This window comes from Acidobacteriota bacterium (assembly GCA_016716715.1).
GTDB lineage: Bacteria > Acidobacteriota > Thermoanaerobaculia > UBA5066 > UBA5066 > Fen-183.
This window is the reverse complement of the sequence record JADJVE010000002.1, coordinates 401,281-417,994: the sequence shown is the minus strand read 5'-3', so window position 1 is coordinate 417,994 and position 16,714 is coordinate 401,281. Positions and strand designations below refer to the sequence as shown.

The 16,714-nt window shown below is 72.5% G+C and carries 17 protein-coding genes; 13 read left to right on the top strand and 4 right to left on the bottom strand.

Annotated features, from left to right (window positions below; translation table 11 throughout):
* The first annotated feature begins 90 nt into the window (after positions 1-90).
* The 6 genes from IPL89_04345 (at position 91) to IPL89_04320 (ending at position 5,551) form a co-directional block, all read left to right on the top strand.
* Positions 91-576 carry a MerR family transcriptional regulator gene (locus IPL89_04345; GenBank protein MBK9062415.1) on the top strand — a complete coding sequence of 162 codons (486 nt, stop codon included), beginning with the start codon at positions 91-93 and terminating at the stop codon, positions 574-576.
* Positions 573-1,682, top strand: coding sequence for a GGDEF domain-containing protein (locus IPL89_04340; GenBank protein ID MBK9062414.1), 1,110 nt, complete (start codon positions 573-575; stop codon positions 1,680-1,682). The genes IPL89_04345 and IPL89_04340 overlap by 4 nt, the downstream gene beginning before the upstream one ends.
* Before the next feature lie 138 nt (positions 1,683-1,820).
* On the top strand, positions 1,821-2,981 hold the full coding sequence (locus IPL89_04335; protein MBK9062413.1) for a hypothetical protein: 1,161 nt from the start codon (positions 1,821-1,823) through the stop codon (positions 2,979-2,981).
* Positions 2,978-3,367, top strand: a complete 390-nt coding sequence (locus tag IPL89_04330) for a response regulator transcription factor (protein ID MBK9062412.1) — start codon at positions 2,978-2,980, stop codon at positions 3,365-3,367. Before IPL89_04335 ends, IPL89_04330 begins: the two co-directional genes overlap by 4 nt.
* The gene (locus IPL89_04325) at positions 3,364-4,710 is read left to right on the top strand and encodes an EAL domain-containing protein (GenBank protein MBK9062411.1); all 1,347 of its coding nucleotides are present in this window, start codon (positions 3,364-3,366) and stop codon (positions 4,708-4,710) included. The genes IPL89_04330 and IPL89_04325 overlap by 4 nt, the downstream gene beginning before the upstream one ends.
* 58 nt (positions 4,711-4,768) lie before the next feature.
* The gene (locus tag IPL89_04320) at positions 4,769-5,551 is read left to right on the top strand and encodes a CPBP family intramembrane metalloprotease (protein ID MBK9062410.1); all 783 of its coding nucleotides are present in this window, start codon (positions 4,769-4,771) and stop codon (positions 5,549-5,551) included.
* Here IPL89_04320 and IPL89_04315 read toward each other — a convergent pair.
* On the bottom strand, positions 5,508-6,839 hold the full coding sequence (locus IPL89_04315) for a hypothetical protein (GenBank protein MBK9062409.1): 1,332 nt from the start codon (positions 6,837-6,839) through the stop codon (positions 5,508-5,510). The genes IPL89_04320 and IPL89_04315 overlap by 44 nt on opposite strands.
* Before the next feature lie 72 nt (positions 6,840-6,911).
* On the opposite strand from IPL89_04315, the gene IPL89_04310 reads away from it, so the two are divergent.
* The 5 genes from IPL89_04310 to IPL89_04290 are packed head-to-tail and all read left to right on the top strand — an operon-like array spanning position 6,912 to position 12,485.
* Entirely contained in the window at positions 6,912-7,367 is a 456-nt protein-coding gene (locus IPL89_04310) for an ATP-binding protein (GenBank protein MBK9062408.1), read from the top strand.
* Complete coding sequence (locus IPL89_04305) at positions 7,364-7,708, top strand: STAS domain-containing protein (protein MBK9062407.1); 345 nt, start codon at positions 7,364-7,366, stop codon at positions 7,706-7,708. The genes IPL89_04310 and IPL89_04305 overlap by 4 nt, the downstream gene beginning before the upstream one ends.
* A 5-nt stretch (positions 7,709-7,713) precedes the next feature.
* A complete protein-coding gene (locus tag IPL89_04300; protein MBK9062406.1) occupies positions 7,714-8,625 on the top strand; it encodes a polyprenyl synthetase family protein in 912 nt (303 codons plus the stop codon).
* A 9-nt stretch (positions 8,626-8,634) separates the two neighbouring features.
* Positions 8,635-10,389: a hypothetical protein gene (locus IPL89_04295; protein MBK9062405.1), complete on the top strand. Its 1,755-nt coding sequence runs from the start codon at positions 8,635-8,637 to the stop codon at positions 10,387-10,389.
* A gap of 2 nt (positions 10,390-10,391) precedes the next feature.
* Positions 10,392-12,485: a hypothetical protein gene (locus IPL89_04290; protein ID MBK9062404.1), complete on the top strand. Its 2,094-nt coding sequence runs from the start codon at positions 10,392-10,394 to the stop codon at positions 12,483-12,485.
* A gap of 4 nt (positions 12,486-12,489) precedes the next feature.
* Here IPL89_04290 and IPL89_04285 read toward each other — a convergent pair whose 3' ends face one another.
* Genes IPL89_04285 through IPL89_04275 form a run of 3 tightly spaced genes read right to left on the bottom strand, consistent with a single transcriptional unit; the run spans position 12,490 to position 15,160 of the window.
* Complete coding sequence (locus IPL89_04285) at positions 12,490-13,650, bottom strand: succinylglutamate desuccinylase/aspartoacylase family protein (protein MBK9062403.1); 1,161 nt, start codon at positions 13,648-13,650, stop codon at positions 12,490-12,492.
* A gap of 41 nt (positions 13,651-13,691) precedes the next feature.
* Positions 13,692-14,228 (bottom strand): MOSC domain-containing protein, encoded by a 537-nt coding sequence (locus IPL89_04280; protein ID MBK9062402.1) that lies wholly within the window; start codon positions 14,226-14,228, stop codon positions 13,692-13,694.
* Positions 14,225-15,160: a hypothetical protein gene (locus tag IPL89_04275; protein ID MBK9062401.1), complete on the bottom strand. Its 936-nt coding sequence runs from the start codon at positions 15,158-15,160 to the stop codon at positions 14,225-14,227. The genes IPL89_04280 and IPL89_04275 overlap by 4 nt, the downstream gene beginning before the upstream one ends.
* A gap of 97 nt (positions 15,161-15,257) precedes the next feature.
* Between IPL89_04275 and IPL89_04270 the strand changes: the two genes are divergently transcribed.
* Both IPL89_04270 and IPL89_04265 read left to right on the top strand, forming a co-directional pair.
* Positions 15,258-15,719 carry a DUF4442 domain-containing protein gene (locus tag IPL89_04270; GenBank protein MBK9062400.1) on the top strand — a complete coding sequence of 154 codons (462 nt, stop codon included), beginning with the start codon at positions 15,258-15,260 and terminating at the stop codon, positions 15,717-15,719.
* Positions 15,716-16,687 carry a nitronate monooxygenase gene (locus IPL89_04265; protein ID MBK9062399.1) on the top strand — a complete coding sequence of 324 codons (972 nt, stop codon included), beginning with the start codon at positions 15,716-15,718 and terminating at the stop codon, positions 16,685-16,687. Before IPL89_04270 ends, IPL89_04265 begins: the two co-directional genes overlap by 4 nt.
* The last annotated feature ends 27 nt before the right edge of the window (positions 16,688-16,714 follow it).

The following is a 16,714-nucleotide window of genomic DNA, read 5'->3' as shown; positions in this document are numbered from 1 at the left end:
GCCGCCGTGCGCGGCCGCCTCTTTTTTTGTCCATTCCGGGCCATTCCGGCATTTTTCCCGGGGCCGTCGTGTATCATTCGAAATACACACGTGAAATTCAATCGCCGTATCCTCCAGGCCTCTTTTTCGACCGCCGAGGTCGCAAGGTTGACGGGGCTCACAGCCCGGCAGCTGGACTGGTGGGATCGTCGCGGGTTCCTGCGGCCGTCCGTGACGGCCGCATCCGGCTACGGCACGCGGCGGCGTTACTCGTTCACGGACGTCGTGAAGCTGCGCCTCGCCTCGCGCCTGCGCGCGGCCGGCTTCGGCCTGCCCCAGGTGCGGCGCGTCGTCGAGACCCTCAAGCGCCTCGATCCCGCCGCCGGCGGCCTCGCGACGGCTCGCCTCCTCGTCGCGGACCGCCGCGTCGTGTGGGCGCGGACGGACAGCGAGCTCGTCGACCTCCTCCACGGCGGGCAGCTCATGCTCGTCTTCCCGGTCGGCGAGGCGGTCGCCGACGTCGCGCGCGCCGCGGAAGACCTCGGCCGCGCCGAGACGCGCGGCCTGCTCGGCGGCGTCCGGGGCCGGCGGCCGTGAGCGCCGAGCGCGCCGAAGAGGCTCTCGCCTCGCGGGTCGCGCGGCTCGCGCGTCTGGGCCGCTCGCGCGTCTTCTCCGAGGAGCGATTCGAGCGCGAGCTCGGTGCCGCGTGCGAGGGCATTGCGAGGGCGGAGATGCTCCGGCTGCTCCTCGTCGAGTGGACGGGCGTGACGATCCCGGCCGAGGACGTTCCGCGCGTCTGGGCGCGCGTCACCGCGGGGTTCCGGCGCCTCGCGGCAGCCGCGGGCAAGGGCCTGTCGCTCCAGACCGCGCTCCTGCACGAGTTCCACACGCGCCTCGGGCTCGTCAAGGAGCCGCGCATCGTCTCGGACCACGAGATCGCCGCGCTGCGCGTGAACGCGATCACGGACCCGCTGACCGGCCTCTACAACCGCCGGTTCCTCCTCGACCACCTCGAGCGCGAGGTCTCGCGCGCCGAGCGCGCGGGCGGCGTCGTCTCGGTCCTCATGATGGATCTCGCGGGCTTCAAGTCGATCAACGACCGCCTCGGCCACCCGGTCGGCGACGGGATCCTCGTCCGCACCGCGAAGGCGATCCGCGAGTCGCTGCGCGTCGTGGACGCCGGCTGCCGGTACGGCGGGGACGAGTTCGTGGCCGTCCTCCCGAACAGCGACGTCGTCCACAGCCTCGCGGTCGCCGAGCGCATCCGCCACCGCGTCGCGGCCATCCGCCTTCCGCTGCGCCTCGGGATGAAGGTCGGCCTCAACTACGGCGTCGCGACGTTCCCGACGGACGGGCGCCTTCTCGATTTCCTCCTCAAGATGAGCGACATCCGGCTCTATGCCTCGAAACGGCAGAACGGAAAGCCCTTCGAGCACACGCGCCGATACCCGCGCTTCGCGGTCCCGGGCCTCACGCTGAAGGTGGGTCCCCCGAAGGCCAAGCGGCCGCTCCACGCCGAGGTGCAGGACATCTCCTTCGGCGGAATGTCGTTCCTGACGGGCGCCGTGAAGACGCCGGACCGCCTCGAAGGCGAGATCCTCCAGCGCTTCTCGGGCGAGCCGCACGCGATCGCGATGCGGAAGGTGAGCTCCGTCGCGTTGCCGGACGGCCGCGTCCGGGTGGGTTGCGCGTATGTGCACTGAGCGCCGGACGGCGCGGAGGACGCCCTGGACGGTCGCGCCCCGCTGAGAGCCGCGGCGGCCGGAGGCTTCCTGGCCCCGGCCCTCCTGTCCCTGTCCCTTCTCGTCTTCCTCGCCGCGGGCGCCGCAACGCCGGGGGACGTGCCGGTTCTCGCCGGCATCGCCGCCGCCGCGATCCTCGCCGGCGCCGCGCTCGCCACGGACGGCGCCGCGCGCGTCCTGGGCCCCTTCGCCGAGCCGCTGCGGCTCCTCGCGCCGCTCGGCCTCGCGCTCTTCGCTCTCGAACGCACGGGCGGAGCCGCGAGCGATCTCTTCCCGCTTCTCCTCGTCCTCCTCGCGTGCGCGTCCCTCGCGTCGCGCGAGGCGGGCCGCTTCCTTCTCGTGGGCGTTTACGGCGGGCTGACGCTCCTCGTCGCGCTTCACCCGCCGGCGTCCCTCGCGGCGGCGCGGCCGCTCGCGCTCCGCGCCCTCTGGCCGCTTGCCGCATTCGTCGCGCTCGAGGCCGCGAGTCGGACGGCCGGAAAGGCCGCGGCGCCGGCCGCGACGAAGGAAACGAAGGAGACGAAGGAGACGAACGAAGAGGGCGGCGAGCGCCGGGTCGCGGCCGCGCCACGCCGGGACACGCGCGCCGAGATCCTGCACGACCTCAAGTCGCCGGTGACGGTCCTGCGCGTCTACACGGACCTCGTCGGAGAGAGCGCCCGCCGCGGCGAGCTGCCCGCGGCCGAGCACCTCGCGGCCCTCGCGCGCGAGCTCTCGCTCATGGAATCGCTCGTCGGCGTCCCGCCCCGCGCGGGCGTCCCCGCGCCGGCGCAGCCGGGTTCCGCGGCCTCCGGCCGGTCGGAGCTGGTCGTCATCCTCTCGACGCTGGTCGAGTCGTACCGCGCCGCCCACGGGAACCGCATCCGTCTCGAGTTCGTCGCGGAAGCGCCCGAGATCCCTGTCTTCGCCGATCCCGTGGCGCTGCAGCGTGCGTTCCGCAACGTCCTCGACAACGCGGTCAAGTACACGCCGACGGGCGGGCAGGTGCGCGTGAGGGCGAGCGTCGTCTCGAATCACGCCTTCGTCGTGATCAGCGACACGGGTTCCGGGATGTCGCCCGAGGAGCAGAAGCTCGCGTTCACCCCGGCCTGGCGCAGCCCCGCGGCCGTCGCGGCCGGCATTCCGGGGCGCGGTATCGGGCTCGGCGTCACGAAGGAGCTCCTCGACCAGAACGGCGGGAAGATCTCGCTCCTCTCCGAGCAGGGGCACGGGCTCGAGGTGACGATCATGTTCCCGCTCTCGCGCGAGGGCCGCGCGTGACGACCCGCGTCTTCGTCCTCGACGACGACCCCGCGATGGTCGAGGCCGTGATGGCCGTCCTCGTGCACGACGGGTTCGAGGTCGACGGCACGAGCGACTCCGCGGCATTCCTGAGGACGGTGCTCCGCACGCCGCCCGACCTCGTCGTCCTCGACGTGAACATGCCCGGCCTCACGGGCTGGGAGATCTGCGACATCCTGCGGCGCCAGCCGGTCACGGCGGAGCTGCCCGTCCTGTTCCTGACGGGGCGCGGCGAGGTCGCCGACCGCATCACGGCGATGCAGGTCGGCGGCACGGACCACCTCACGAAACCGTTCCGGGCGGAGGACCTGAGGGCGCGCGCGCGCGCCCTGACGGGACGCGCCGCCGCGAAGGGAGTGCGATGAAACCCACACGCCCGCGGGGGCCCCTGAGGATCGTGGCGCGCGAGACGCCGGTAGAGGCCGCCGCCGCGCCCGAGATCGAGAAACTGCGGCTCGAGTCGCTTCTCCACGACCCCGTGACGGGGCTCACGCTGCACCCCTTCGCGGACCTCAAGGGCGAGCGCGTTGCGAACCTCGGCGTCGTCTACGTGCAGCTCGGGCGCTTCGCTGGCGTCGAGAGCCTCTACGGCTGGGAGCTCTACGACCGCATCCTCCGCGTCACGGCCGCGAGCCTCCGCGAGGACCTCGCGGCCTCGCCGTTCGCGCCGGGTTTCCTCTCGATGTCGTTCAACGGCTCCGACGGCGTCTTCGTGCTCTTCGACCTCGCGCGCCGTACGCCGAACCGCAAGGGCGGGACGCTCGAGAGCGAGGCCGCGCGCCTGCGCGTCGGCGTCGTGCGGCGGATGAAGCAGGCGCTCGGCCGCTCGTCCGTCGATCTCATGCACGTCCACGCGACCGCGCTCGCGGTGCCCGACGACCCGCGCGTCAGGCCGGCGCGCAACCTCATGCGCGCGCTCGCGGAGGCCTCGCGGCTCGCGGACGCCCGCGAGAGCGGCGAGAAGAAGGGGTTCGTCGAGCGCCTCAAGGCGATCCTCTCCGGCAAGAAGCTTCGCGCCGTCTTCCAGCCGATCGTGGCCGTGAAGACGGGCGATGTGCTCGGGTACGAGGCGCTCATCCGCGGCCCGCAGGACCACGAGCTCGAGATGCCGGACGACCTCTTCGCGGTGGCGCGGGAGGGCGACCTCCTCCTCGAGCTCGAGAGCCTCTGCGTCGAGACCGTCTTCTCGTCGCTTCCGCGCGTCGCGCTCACCAAGCGTCTCTTCGTGAACGCGTCCTCGCGCCTCCTGACGCACTCGGTCTTTCTCGACGACCGCAACCTCGCGGAGATGACGCGCGCGCACGGCGACGTCGTTCTCGAGCTGTCCGAGAAGGAGGTCGTCTTCAACTACCCGGCGTTCCGCGAGGTCGTCGCGCGCCTCAGGGCCGCCGGCTTCGGCTTCGCGATCGACGACGCGGGTTCCGGCTATTCCGGGCTCGAATCGATCGTCCAGCTGCGCCCGGAGTACGTGAAGGTCGCGCACACGCTCGTGTCGGGCCTCCACGTCGACCGCATCAAGCGAGAGATCGTGGGCTCGCTCGCGGCGCTCGCCCGGCGCATCGACGCCGAGCTGATCGCCGAGGGCATCGAGGACCCCGCCGAGCTTGCGAGCCTCGAGGAGCTGGGCGTCGAGTGGGGGCAGGGCTTCCTGTTCGGCCGCCCCGCCGCGCGCCCCGTCGTCCTCAAGCCGGGCGGCCCGAAAGCCTGACCGCCTCGCGCCGAGCGGGCGGGGCTTTGCTAGAGTCCCGCCCGGCCGGTCCGCGCACGTGACTCCCTTCGCACGCAACCTCCTCTTCGGGGCGGGAATTCCGCTCCTCGTCGGCATCGTGTGGATGGCCGACCGGAAGGGCGCGTTCCGGCGCGACGCGTTCCCGTCGCCGTGGAGGAAGCGCGCGGCGCTCGGACTGCTGTTCCTTCTCCTCGTCGCGACGACGCTCCTCCCGGCGGCCGCCGGCGGCCGCCAGCCCGACGTCTCGACGCTGAAGATCACGCAGGTTTTCCTCGTGCAGGGAATCCTCGCGGTCTTTCTCGCGTCATGGTGGCTCCTCGCGGGCCGCCCGCCCCTGAGGACGTTTCTCGCGCTCGAGTCGAAGCGGCCGGGCCCGGAGGCCGCGGCCGGCGTCGCCCTCGGCCTGATCGGCTGGACGCTGACGATCGTGGTGGCCGTCGTGGCGGCCGTCCTGCTGAGCCTCTTCGACGTCCACCAGCAGCGCGCGATCCCGCCGCTCGTCGGCTGGCTCGCGGGCCGCCCGGGCATCGAGCGGCTGCTGATCGTGATCTCGGCGATGACGCTCGAGGAGTTCCACTTCCGGGCGTTTCTCCAGCGCCGGCTCGGGGCGGTCCCGGCCTCGATCCTCTTCCTCCTCGCCCACGCGGGCTACGGGGAGCCGTTCTTCTTCGTCGGGCTGCTCGCGATCACGTCCGTCCTCGCGATCGCGTTCGCGCGGACGGGGAGCGTCGTCGCCCCGATGCTCGCGCACGGGACGTTCGACGCCGTGCAGCTCTTCATTTTTCTGCCGGCGGCCCTGAAGTTCCTGCAGGGGGGCTGACGCGCTTCGGCGGCTGCGGCCGCCCTCGCACGACCTCGACGAGGTCGCCCCTGGCGGCGACGGCCGCGACGGGCCGCCCGTCCGGGCGCTCGTAGAGAGGCGCGAGCGCGGCGGCGAGGCGGCGCGCGGCGTCCGGGGAAGCCGTGCGAATGCGCCAGACGAATCCGACGGGCCGCGCCTCGCCCTCGACGCGCTTCGGCTCGAAGAAGAGGATCCGGTCGTCCTGCCACTCGGCGGCGAGGGCCTTCGAGTCCGGCGCCCCCGCGCGCTCGAGCAGCGTCCCGAGCATCCACTCTCCGAACGTGTCGGCGTAGAGGACCTTCATCCCCGGCGGGAAGTCGGCGGCCGCCGGGCGGTCGGCCGGCGCGAGGAGCGTCCGCGCGGCGGTCCGCTCGGGGTGCAGGATCTCCGCGGTCGTCGTGGGCGGCGTCTTGTAGTTCGCGTCGATCGTCGTCCAGCCGGCGCCTCCCGCGCGCCGCGCCTCGATCCACGCGGTGCCGGAGACGTACGGGAAGAGCATCTCCTTGACGAAGAAGTCCGGAACGCCCTCGGAGCCGTCGACGTTCGTCGTGCCCGCCGCGAGGCCGGACAGCATGTTCGAGAGCGTGTCCGCGCCGAACAGCTCCTTCGCCTCGGGCGGGAGCCGCACGAGGAGCGCGTCCATCATGACGACGGTGGCCTCGCCTTCGAGGAACGCCTCGAGCGCGAGGAGCGCGTCGGAGGATTCCTTGAGCGCCTTCATGCGCGGGACGAGGTCGAGGCGGCGGTCCTGGAGCGCGTGGGTCAGCTCGTGCGCGAGGAGAGCGTCCTCGAGGAGCGTCCCGGCCGAGAGGCCGAGCGCGGGCGCGACGGCGGCCGCCTCGGCCGTGCGCTCGGGGACGATGAAGAACTTCTTGACCTCGGGGTCGTAGAAGCCCGCCACCTGCCGCGCGTAGAGCCTCGTGAGCTTCTCCTCGAGGCCGGCCTCCGGGTCGAGAAAGCCGACGGCGGCGAGCGAGGCGGCGTACCGGGGGAAGGGCACGGGCAGGTCCTCGACGATCTTCTTCCCCAGGATCTTCGCGAGGTCTTTCTCGGGGAGGAGGGCGGATGCCACGGCCCCCCGGAACGGGACGCCGCGGACCCTTTCGACCAGCTTCTGGGCCTCCGCGACCGCCTCGGGCAGCCGCTGCGCGAGCGGAGACGCCGCGGTCGCCGCGAGGGCGGCGGCGAGGACGGCGGCGGCCGCCAGGAGCGCCGGGACCCGGTGCGAAGCGCTCCCTTTCCCGGTCGAGACGGCGTCGCGTATCATGCGCCCGGCTTCAGCAAACGGGAGAGGTGACACATCGGGGCCAGCTTAACAGCGCGTCCCTTGCAGCTTGCGATGAGCAATCCGCCGCCGGGCCCCATCGTCCTCTGGCTCTCGAGCCGCTACGAGAATCTCGAGCTGGCGCAAGCCGTGCTCGAGCACGTCTGCAAGGCGCGCGGCGTGGGGACGGACGCGGAGCACTGGATGGGGGTCGCGCTTCGGGAGGCGCTCGCGAACGCGATCAAGCACGGCAACCAGCAGGACCCGGCCAAGCGCGTCTACCTGTCGCTCGCCGGCGGCGCCGAGACGATCGAGATCGTCGTCGGGGACGAGGGACAGGGCTTCGAGTCGACGGCGGTGGCCGACCCCCTCGCGCCGGAAAACCAGATGAAGACCTCGGGCCGCGGTATCTTTTACATGAAGACGTTCATGGACGAGGTGACGTTCTCGCGCGGCGAGAACGGCGGGACGATCCTCTCCATGAAGAAGAAACTGGATTCCGAAACGAAGAAGGGAGTGCACACACCATGAAAACTTCGGTGACCACCCGGGACGTCGGCGACGTCAAGATCATCGAGCTGCACGGGAAGATCACGATCGGCGCGGGCGACCTCCAGATGCGCGAGGCGATCCACGCGGCGGTGAACGGCGGGGCGATGAAGATCCTCGTCGACATGAAGGACGTCACGACGATCGACTCGTCGGGCGTCGGCGAGCTCGTGGGCTGCTACACGACGGCGACGCACAAGGGCGCGAAGCTGAAGCTGCAGAGCCTTCCGCCGAAGATCAGCGACGTCCTCACGGTGACGCAGCTCATCACCGTCTTCGACGTCTACCCGAACGAGAAGGACGCGCTGGCGAGTTTCGCCTGACCCCCGTGCCCCCTTCGGCCCTCTCGAAGCTGCTCGGTGAGGTGCGCGTCGGCGTCGACGCGCGCCTTCCGGACCTTCTCGCGGCGCCGGAGGGTGAGCCGGACCCCCTCGACCCCCTGCCGCCGGCCGTTCGCGAAGGCCTGCTTTCGCCGGGCAAGCGCGTCCGGCCGGCGCTCGTCGTGCTCGCGGGCGACCTCTTCGGCGCGCCGCGCGCCAAGCTCGTCGACGCGGGCGCCGCGATCGAGATGATCCACGCGGCGTCGCTCGTGCTCGACGACCTCCCGTCGATGGACGACGCGACGACCCGCCGGGGCCGCCCGGCGCTCCACCGTTCGCACGGGGAGAGCATCGCGATCCTCGCCGCGGTCACGCTCCTCGTGCGCGCATTCGGGACGCTCGCCGAGGCGGGCCTCCACCCGCGCCGCGGCGCCGGACTGCCGCCCGGAACCGCGCTCGACCTCGTCTCGCGCCTCGCGGACGCGTCGGGTCTTCTCGGCCTCGCGTCGGGCCAGGCGCTGGACCTGAAGACGGGCGCCTCCGACGCGACGTTCGACCGCCTCGAGACGATTCACGCCCGCAAGACGGGTGCGCTCTTCGTCGCCTCGGCCGAGTTCGGCGCCGTCGTGGGCGGCGCGCGCGAGAAAGAGCTCGCGGCGCTGCGCTCGTATGCGCGCAACGTCGGCCTCGCGTTCCAGATCGTCGACGATCTCCTGGAGGCTGAGGGCGACGCCGCCGAGACCGGCAAGTCCGCCCGCCGCGCCCCGGCGCCCACGTTCGTGCGCCACGTCGGCGCGAAGGGCGCGCGCACGCTCGTCGCCGAGCTCACGGAGCACGCCCTCGACTCCCTGAAGCCCTTCGGGAAGAAGGCGGACCTCCTGCGCGAGTTCGCCGTGATGCTGAGAGACCGCAAGCGCTAAAGTCGGGGGATGGAAGAAAAGTCCCCTCTCTCGCTGGATGCCGCGCGTGAGCGCCTGCGGGAGAAGGGCTATCTCGACCGCGGCGTCGAGGGGGCGGTCCTCAAGGGCGCGCTCGCCGCGCGCAGCCGGACTCGGGCGCTTCTGCTCGGCGCGGCGACCGGCGCGCTCTTCCTTGCCGCGGCGGTCGCCCTCGCGGGCGCGGTCCTCCACGCGGTCTCGTCGGCGCTGACGTTCCGCGACGCGGCGGTCCTCTTTCTCTGGCTTTTCGCGGGCGCGGCCGCGCTCGCGACCCTTCTCGTCGCCGGGCTCGTCGGCCTCGCGCTCCTCCGGGGGCGCCTCCGCGGCGACGCGGAGGAGGCGTCCACCGAGGTCGCGGTCGCGTTCGGCATCCTCGCGGGCGTCGCCGGCGTGGCCGCGGCGCGGCCCGCGCTCGAGACGGCGGGCCTCCCGGGCGTCGTCGCGGTGCTCGCCGCCGTCGCCCTCGCCGTCCTCATCGCCGTGCGCGTCGCGCGCGGCCTCGCGTTCACCGTCTTCGCGGCCTCGGGCCGCCTCCTGCTCCCAACCTCGCGCCGCGGCCGGCTCGCGGGATTCCTGGCCGCCGCCTTCGCGTTCCTGGCCGTCGCCGCCGTCCTCGCGCTCCGGCCCGCGCCTCCGGCGGAGGGCCCGCTCGTCGTCGCCGCGAACGCGCGCCGCGTCGTCGTCGTCGCGGTGGACGGGTGGACGGCGGAGCCGCCCGTGGCCGGAGGCGTTCGCGCTTCGTACGCGAAGTCCGTGCGCGATCCCGCGGCGTTCTGGACGACCGTCGCGACGGGGGAGCCGGCGCGCCGGCACGGGATCGGATCGCTCGACCTCGTGCGCGTCGCGGGAGTCGGTGCGCCCGTTCGCCCTCTCGCGGGCGCGGGCCTCTACCTCGGCCGCATCCTCCCGGCGCTGCACCTCGCGCGCCTCGAGTCCGTGACGGCGGCGGCGCGGCGCGCCCCGGCTGCATGGGAGGTCGCGAGCCGAGGCGGCGTCGCCTCGCTCACCGTCAACTGGTGGACGACGTACCCCGCGGCCGCCGGCGGCGGCACGGTCCTCGGCAACCACCTCTTCTTCGCGGCCCGTTCGGGGGCGTCTCTCGCGGGCGAGGGCTGGCCCGCCGAGGCCGCCGAGCGGGCGGCCCGACTTGCGCCGCGGCTCGCGCCGGAGCCCGGCTCGCTCGAGAGGCTCGTCGCGGACGCGAAGGGCCTGGACGCCTTCGCGATCGCGGCGTTCCGCGACGCCGCCGCGCGGGAGAAGCCGCGCCTCTCGCTCGTTTATCTTCCGGGGCCCGACATCCTCTCGTCGGCCCTCGCCGCGCCCGAGCGGAGCGCGGCCGACCGCGTCGTCCTCGCCGAGGCCCTGACGGCCGAGACGGCGGCGGTACGCGCGTTCCTTGCGGACCCGGCGCTCCTCGCGGGCGCGGACCTCGCCGTCTTCGTCCTCGACGCCGGGCGGCGCGAGCCGGGCGGCGTCGTCGCACTGCTGGGGCCGCTCGCGCGCGAAGGCGAGGCGGGGACGACGAGCAAGCTCGAGCCCGCGGATGTCGCGCCGACGATCCTCGCCGTCCTCGGCGTTCCGGCCGCGCGGGACGTCGCGGGGAAGGTCCGGGCGGATCTGCTCGCGCCGGGCGCCGCGACGTCCGAGACCGTCGCCTCCTGGGGCAGGCGCCGCGCCGGCGCGCCGCCAAGCGTCGACCCGAAGGAGTACGTCGAGAACCTCAGAAGCCTCGGATACCTGAGATAACCGTGAAGAGGGACGACGTTCCCTCACCGGTGCGGGCTCCGGGCGCGCGGGGCGCCTTCGCCGACTTCGCCGTGTGCTGCCTCGCGGCGACGGCGTGGGCGGCATTCGCCCTGCCGCGCGTTCTCACCCATTTGAGGGATGGTTACGACGCGCCGCTCCAGGCCTGGCAGCTCGCATGGGTGCGGCACGCGCTCAACGGCGCGGGGACGTCGCTCTTCGACGCGAACATCTTCGCGCCCGCGCGAAACACGCTCGCGTTCACCGAGCCGCTCGTCGGCTACGGCGTCGCGGGAGTCCCGCTCGCCGCGGCTGGCCTCCCCGTGGTCGGCGTCTTCAACGTCCTGTGCCTCCTCGGGATTGCGTTCTCGGTCTGGGCGACGGCGCGTCTCGCCGTCGCCTACGGCTCCCCGCGCCTCCCGGCCCTGCTCGGCGCCGCCGCGGCGGGGCTCGGCGCCGAGACCGCCTGCGGGTTCGGCTACGTCTCGTTCGTCGCGGCAGGCGGAATCCCTCTCGCGCTTCTCGCCTGGAAGTCCGTGAGGGAAAAAGGTCGCCCGGCGGCCGTTCTCGCGCTCGGCGCGTCGCTTGGCGGGCTCGGCTGGTTCTCGCTGCACCTCTTCGCGTTCGCACTCGTGGCGCTGGGCGGCGTCGTCCTGCTGGACCTCCTGACGGGAAGAAGCGCCCGAAGGCCCGCGGCGCTCGGAAAGCTCGCCTCGGCTCTCGCCCTCGCGCTCGTCCTCCTCCTGCCCCTCGCGGTGCACATGATCGAGGCCCGCCGGGACAACGACTTCCGCCGCAGCGACGCCGAGGCCGCGCTCTTTTCCGCGGCGCCGGCCGACTGGCTGGCGACGACCGATTCGAATCCCGGCCAGGCGTTTCTCACGCGGCGCAGCGGGTCGGAGAAGGCGCTCTATCCCGGCACGGCCTCGCTCGCTCTCGGCGCCCTTGCAATCGTGGCTCTGCTCTGGCGGCGCCGGCCGAGCGGCCTTGTCTCGACGGGCGTCGTCCTCGTCGCGGTCTCTTTCGCGGGCTCGCTCGGACCCGGTGGGCCGCTCATCCCCGCTCTCAAGGCGCTCGCGCCGCCACTCTTCGGCGGGATCCGGGCGTTCGCGCGCTTCGGCGCGGTCTCCCAGGTCGGGTTCGGACTGCTCGCCGCCGCCGGCTGCTCGATCCTGCTCGAGCGGCTCGCGTCACCCGCCGGCCGCGCGGCCGCGGCTCTCGCTCTCGGGGCGGGAATCGCGGTGGACGTGCGCCAGACCGTGCGTTTTGGATTCCGGCCGGAGGTCCCGGCCCCACCCGTCGAGGAGTTCCTCACCCGCATCGAGACCGGTGGTCCCATCCTCCATCTCCCTCTTTTTCACTCTCCATCCGACGCCCGGTGGGTGTTCGCGAGCCTCGCGCATTTCAAGCCGATCGTGAACGGCAACGCGAGCTACGTTCCGCGCCGCAACGTGGAGTTCGCGGAGGCGCTCGCCGTGGCGCCGATCCCGGAATCGCTCCTCGACACGCTCGCGGCGTGGCCGACGGGCGTCGTCGTCGTCCACGAGCACGCTCTTCCGCTCCGGCGGCTCGCTCCGACGCTGGACTTCATGGAGGCCGGAATGCGCGCCGGGATCTTCGATTCCCCGAAGCGCCTCGACCATGCAGGCGGCGACGACTGGATCTTCTTCGTCCGGCGCGGTCCGGGGCCCGCGGCGGCGGGGGACACGGAGTCCTTCCGTCGCCACGCCGCAGCGGCCCCGCGGGTTCCCTCTTCCGAGGACCACGGGTTTCCGGCCTCGATCGACGTGCCTGCGGAGGGCGCGGTCGTCCGCGGGGCGCTCGACGTGACGGGCTGGAGCCAGACGCCCGAAGGCCCAGGCGAGATCGTGGAGTTCCGCGTCGACCAGGACCGGCGCTCGCCGTCGGCCTTCACGCGCACGCCGCGCCGGGACGTGGCGGCCGCGATCCCGGGGCTCGGAAGCTGCGGCACCGCCGGATACGAGGCGCGGCTCGCGCCGCTACCGGGGGATGCTGCGAGCCACGTCCTGCGCGTCGTGTTCCGCGCGCCGGATGGCCGGGTCCGGACGCTCGAGCGGGCGTTCGAGTGGCTGCCCTGACGCCCTAGAGCTGCCGGACGTTCGTCATCATCGAGAGCAGCCGCGCGCCCTTCGGGATGGATGCGAACGCGTGGAAGAGAAGCACGACGCCGTCGTCCGGCGCGCGCACCTCGACGACGGCGTCCGCCGACCGCGGGGGCATCGCCGTGCAGCGCGACGGGTCGACCATCCGGGCGAGCAGGTCGCCTTTGCGGACGGGCGTGCCGGGCGATATCGCCTGGTCCACGAGGCCGGCGGCGGGCGCGTAGATCGAACGGTAGTCGCCCACGTCGCAGCACACGATCCGGTAGGGCGGCTCGTCGGGCTCGCCGTCGAGCACGCCGTAGTAGCGCAGCGCCGACGCGATCCGCCGGGCGTCCTCGACTCCCTGCGCCATCGAGAACGCGTTCATCGAGCCGAGCTCGACCGTGAAGCCGTCGACGAAACGGCGGACGTCCGTGCGGTCGATCCGGCGGAAGGCCTCCGAGAGGTCGTTCCACGGGACGAAGGCGGCCTCGTCGAGCGCGCCGCCGAACTTGGGCGGCACCTCGAGGACGAACGGGATCCCGAACGCCCGCGTCGCGGCCGTCGTGCCCGCGGGCGCGTAGAGGTAGCGCGGCGCGCGGTCGCCCGTGTGCAGGTCGAGGACGACGTCGGCGTCGAGCGCCATCTCCTGGATCGCGAGCGACTGCTCGAGGCGGTTCTCGATGCCCCAGGGGCCGGAGCCCTCGCGCACGGCCCCGAGGGCGCCGTGCAGGGCCTCGCGGAAGCCGTCGCGGATCTCGGAAAGCGTCGCGTCGCGGTGGACCGCGGCGAATGCGTCGACGTCGACGTAGCACGCCGAGCTGCCCCGCGAAGGCCCCGTGAGGTTCACGTAACCGCGGTTGAAGTTCTGCCCGGACCCGAAGTCGTAGACGCCCGCGACGTAGTCGCCGACCTGCTGGTTGGCCGAGACGGGGTTCACGCGCGGGACGAGGACGATGCTTCCGCGCGGGCTCTCCTTCTCGAGGAGGTCGAAGAGGGCGAGGATGGCCGCGTTGCCCTGCAGCTCGCCGCCGTGGACGTTCGCCTGGATGTACGCGAGCGGGCGCTCGCTGCGGCCGTGGCACCGGAAGACGGGCGCCGTGAGCACGTGCCCCGTCGCCATCGTCCGGAGAGCGATTTCCTTCCGTTCCCAGTTCGCCATGTCGACTCCCGGCGAAGTCTACAGGCGGGGCGCCCCCGCCGCTAAGAGCCGTAGACCTCGGCGACAGTCGGCCGTTTCGGGTCCGTCGAGACGCGCGCGATCGCGTCGCCCGCCTCGACCATCCCCTCCTGGACGACGCGCAGGTAGAACCCGGGCCGGCCCGCGGTCGCGAACGTCCTCACGAACGTCATCGATCCGAACTTCGCGCCGAGCTTCGCGCACGGCGTCCGCGGCTGCGTGACGAGGACGCGCGCCGTCCCGATCTCGAAGACGTCCCCGATCCGGACGTCCGTCTCGAGGAGGCCCTCGGTCGTGAGGTTCTCGCCGAACGCGCCGGGCGCGAGGTCCTTCCGCCCGAGGACGTCCGCCCAGTAGGCGTAGTGCTCGAACGGGTAGAGGTAGGCCGCCTTGTCGGGGCCGCCGTGATAGCGCGGGTCGGCCTGCCCGTCCCCCTCGAAGCCGAGGCGCCGGAGCGGGACGGCGCCGTTCGTCGGATCCTTGAGGATGGCCGTGCGCATGCGGCGCTTTCCGAACGCGACGTCGCGCGGGAGGCCGACGTTGACGGTGACGACCCTCATGGCGCGACCTTGAACGAGGTCGAGGCCCTTCCTGTTCCCGTTCGTCCCGTTTTGCCGCGCAGCTTCGAGAGGTCGAGCGTGACGGTGATCTCCTCGCCGGGCGCGAAGTCCCGCGCCGGGGTGAAGGTGAGGAGCTGCTCGTCCGGGAGGTACGACGTGCCGCCGCGGACGTCGCCCGAGGCCGTTCCGACGGCGAGGACGGCGCCCTCTTCGATTCCGCCGGTGACGAGCGGCATCGAGAGAAGGAACGTCACGGCGACGCGCCGCGCGGCGACGACGGAACCCGGGGCGGGAAAGACGTCGACGGCTTCCGGCGGGGGCAGGGTGGTCCCACCCTCTCCGCCCTGCGACCCGAGCGGGATGACGATCGCGACGGGCGGAATCGGCGGGAGCGGCAGCGGCGGGGGTTTCGGGAGGTCGCCCTTGTGGACGCCGATGATCGCGAGGACGACGAGCGCGACGACCGTGAGCGCCAGGACGACGATCCAGAAGACGGGCACCTTCTTGAGGACGACGGAGACGACGGCTCGCTCTCCCGCGAGCACGTCGAACGCCTTGTCGCCGGGGTTGTCGAGCGCGACGACGTTGCCGAGGTCGTCGATCCTCTTCGTGACGCGCAGGCGGTACGGACCGGGCGGCAGGTCCTGCACGGTCCACGTCGCGTTCATCGAGCGCGCGACGAGGGTCTCGCCGGCCTTTTCAACCCGGACGAGCTCCGACAGGACAGGGAAGGCGGCGTGCCGGTCGGCCTCGCGGTCGGCCGGCTTCTCGTAGATGGCGACGGTGACGGCCCCGCGCGGCGGAGCGCCGGGCTCGGGAGGGGCCGGAAGGTCGGCCCGCGAGACCCCGATCGAGACGCAGCCGTCCAGCGCGAGCGGGGCGAGGGCAACGAGGAGGACGAAGGCGACGCGGCGGAGAAGAGGGGGAGCCATGGTGCGCCTCGCCGACAGGATGCCAGAGAACGCGTCTCGACGGCGGCGGAGGCCCCGGCCCCTAGAATCCGCGTCCGGGGGACGGATGGCGGCTTCGGTGACGACACTGCGCGCGTGGTGGACCCGATTCCGGGATCTGCCGGGCGGGCCGTGGCTCTTCTCGCGCATCTTCGGCTTCGCGATCCCGTACTCGGGAAGCGTGAGCCCGCGCATTCGGGTGCTCCAGCCCGGCCGCGCCGTGATCGCGATGGGCGACCGCCGCGGCGTGCGCAACCACCTCACGTCCATCCACGCGATCGCCCTCACCAACCTCGCCGAGATGACGACCGGCCTCGCGCTGGGCTACGGGCTGCCCGACGGGATGCGCACGATCCTCGTCCGCGTCGAATGCGAATTCCTCAAGAAGGCGCGCGGCACCATCACGGCCACGTGCGACGCGCCGGTCTTCACGGAGATCGTCGAGAAGGAGGTCCTCGTGGAAAGCGTCCTCACGAACGAGGCGGGCGACGTCGTCGCGAAGGGGCGGGCCGTGTGGCTCGCGGGGCCGGTGAAGGCGTGAAGACGGCCCTGACCGAGGCCCTCGGCATCGAGGTGCCGCTCATCTGCGGGGCGATGTATCCCTGCTCGAACCCCGAGCTCGTCGCGGCCGTCTCCGAGGCCGGCGGGATCGGGATCGTTCAGCCGCTCTCCCTCGTCTACGTCCACAAGCGGGAGTTCCGCGCCGGGATGCGCGAGATCCGGTCGCTCACGAAAAAGCCCGTCGGCCTCAACGTCCTTACGGAGAAATCCCTGTCCTCCGTTTACGCCAAGCGCATGTCCGACTACGTGGACGTCGCGCTCGAGGAGGGCGTGCGCTTCTTCGTGACGGCGCTCGGCAACCCGCGCTGGGTCGTGGACCGTGTGAAGAGCGCGGGGGGCGTCGTGTACCACGACGTGATCGACCGCCGCTGGGCCGAGAAGGCCGCCGCCGAGGGCGTGGACGGCCTCATCTGCGTGAATCGGCGGGCGGGCGGGCACCTCGGGAAGAAGAGCCCCGAGGAGCTCTTTGCGGAGATCGCGGACCTGAAGCTCCCTCTCGTCTGCGCGGGAGGGGTCGGCAGCCCGAGGGAGTTCCGCGCGATGCTCGACCTCGGGTACGCGGGCGTCCAGTGCGGCACGCGCTTCATCGCGGCGACCGAGTGCACGGCGCACGCCGACTACAAGAACGCGATCCTCGCGGCGGAGGAGGAGGACATCGTCCCCACCGAGCGTGTCACGGGCGTCCCGCTCGCCGTCATCAACACGCCGTTCATCCAGCGGATGGGGACGAAGGCCGGCCCGATCGGGCGGCTCATGCTCAAGGGACGGACGACGAAGCACTGGATCCGCGGGTGGTACACGCTGACGTCGTTCTACCGGCTCAAGGGCGCGTCGATGAAGGGCGCGACGTCGGCGGACTGCTGGCAGGCGGGCAAGAGCGTCGCGACGATCACGTCCGTCCAGCCGGCCGGCGAGATCGTCCGGACCTTCGCGGCGGCGCTCGACTGAGCCCGCGTCCTGATGCAATTTGACGCT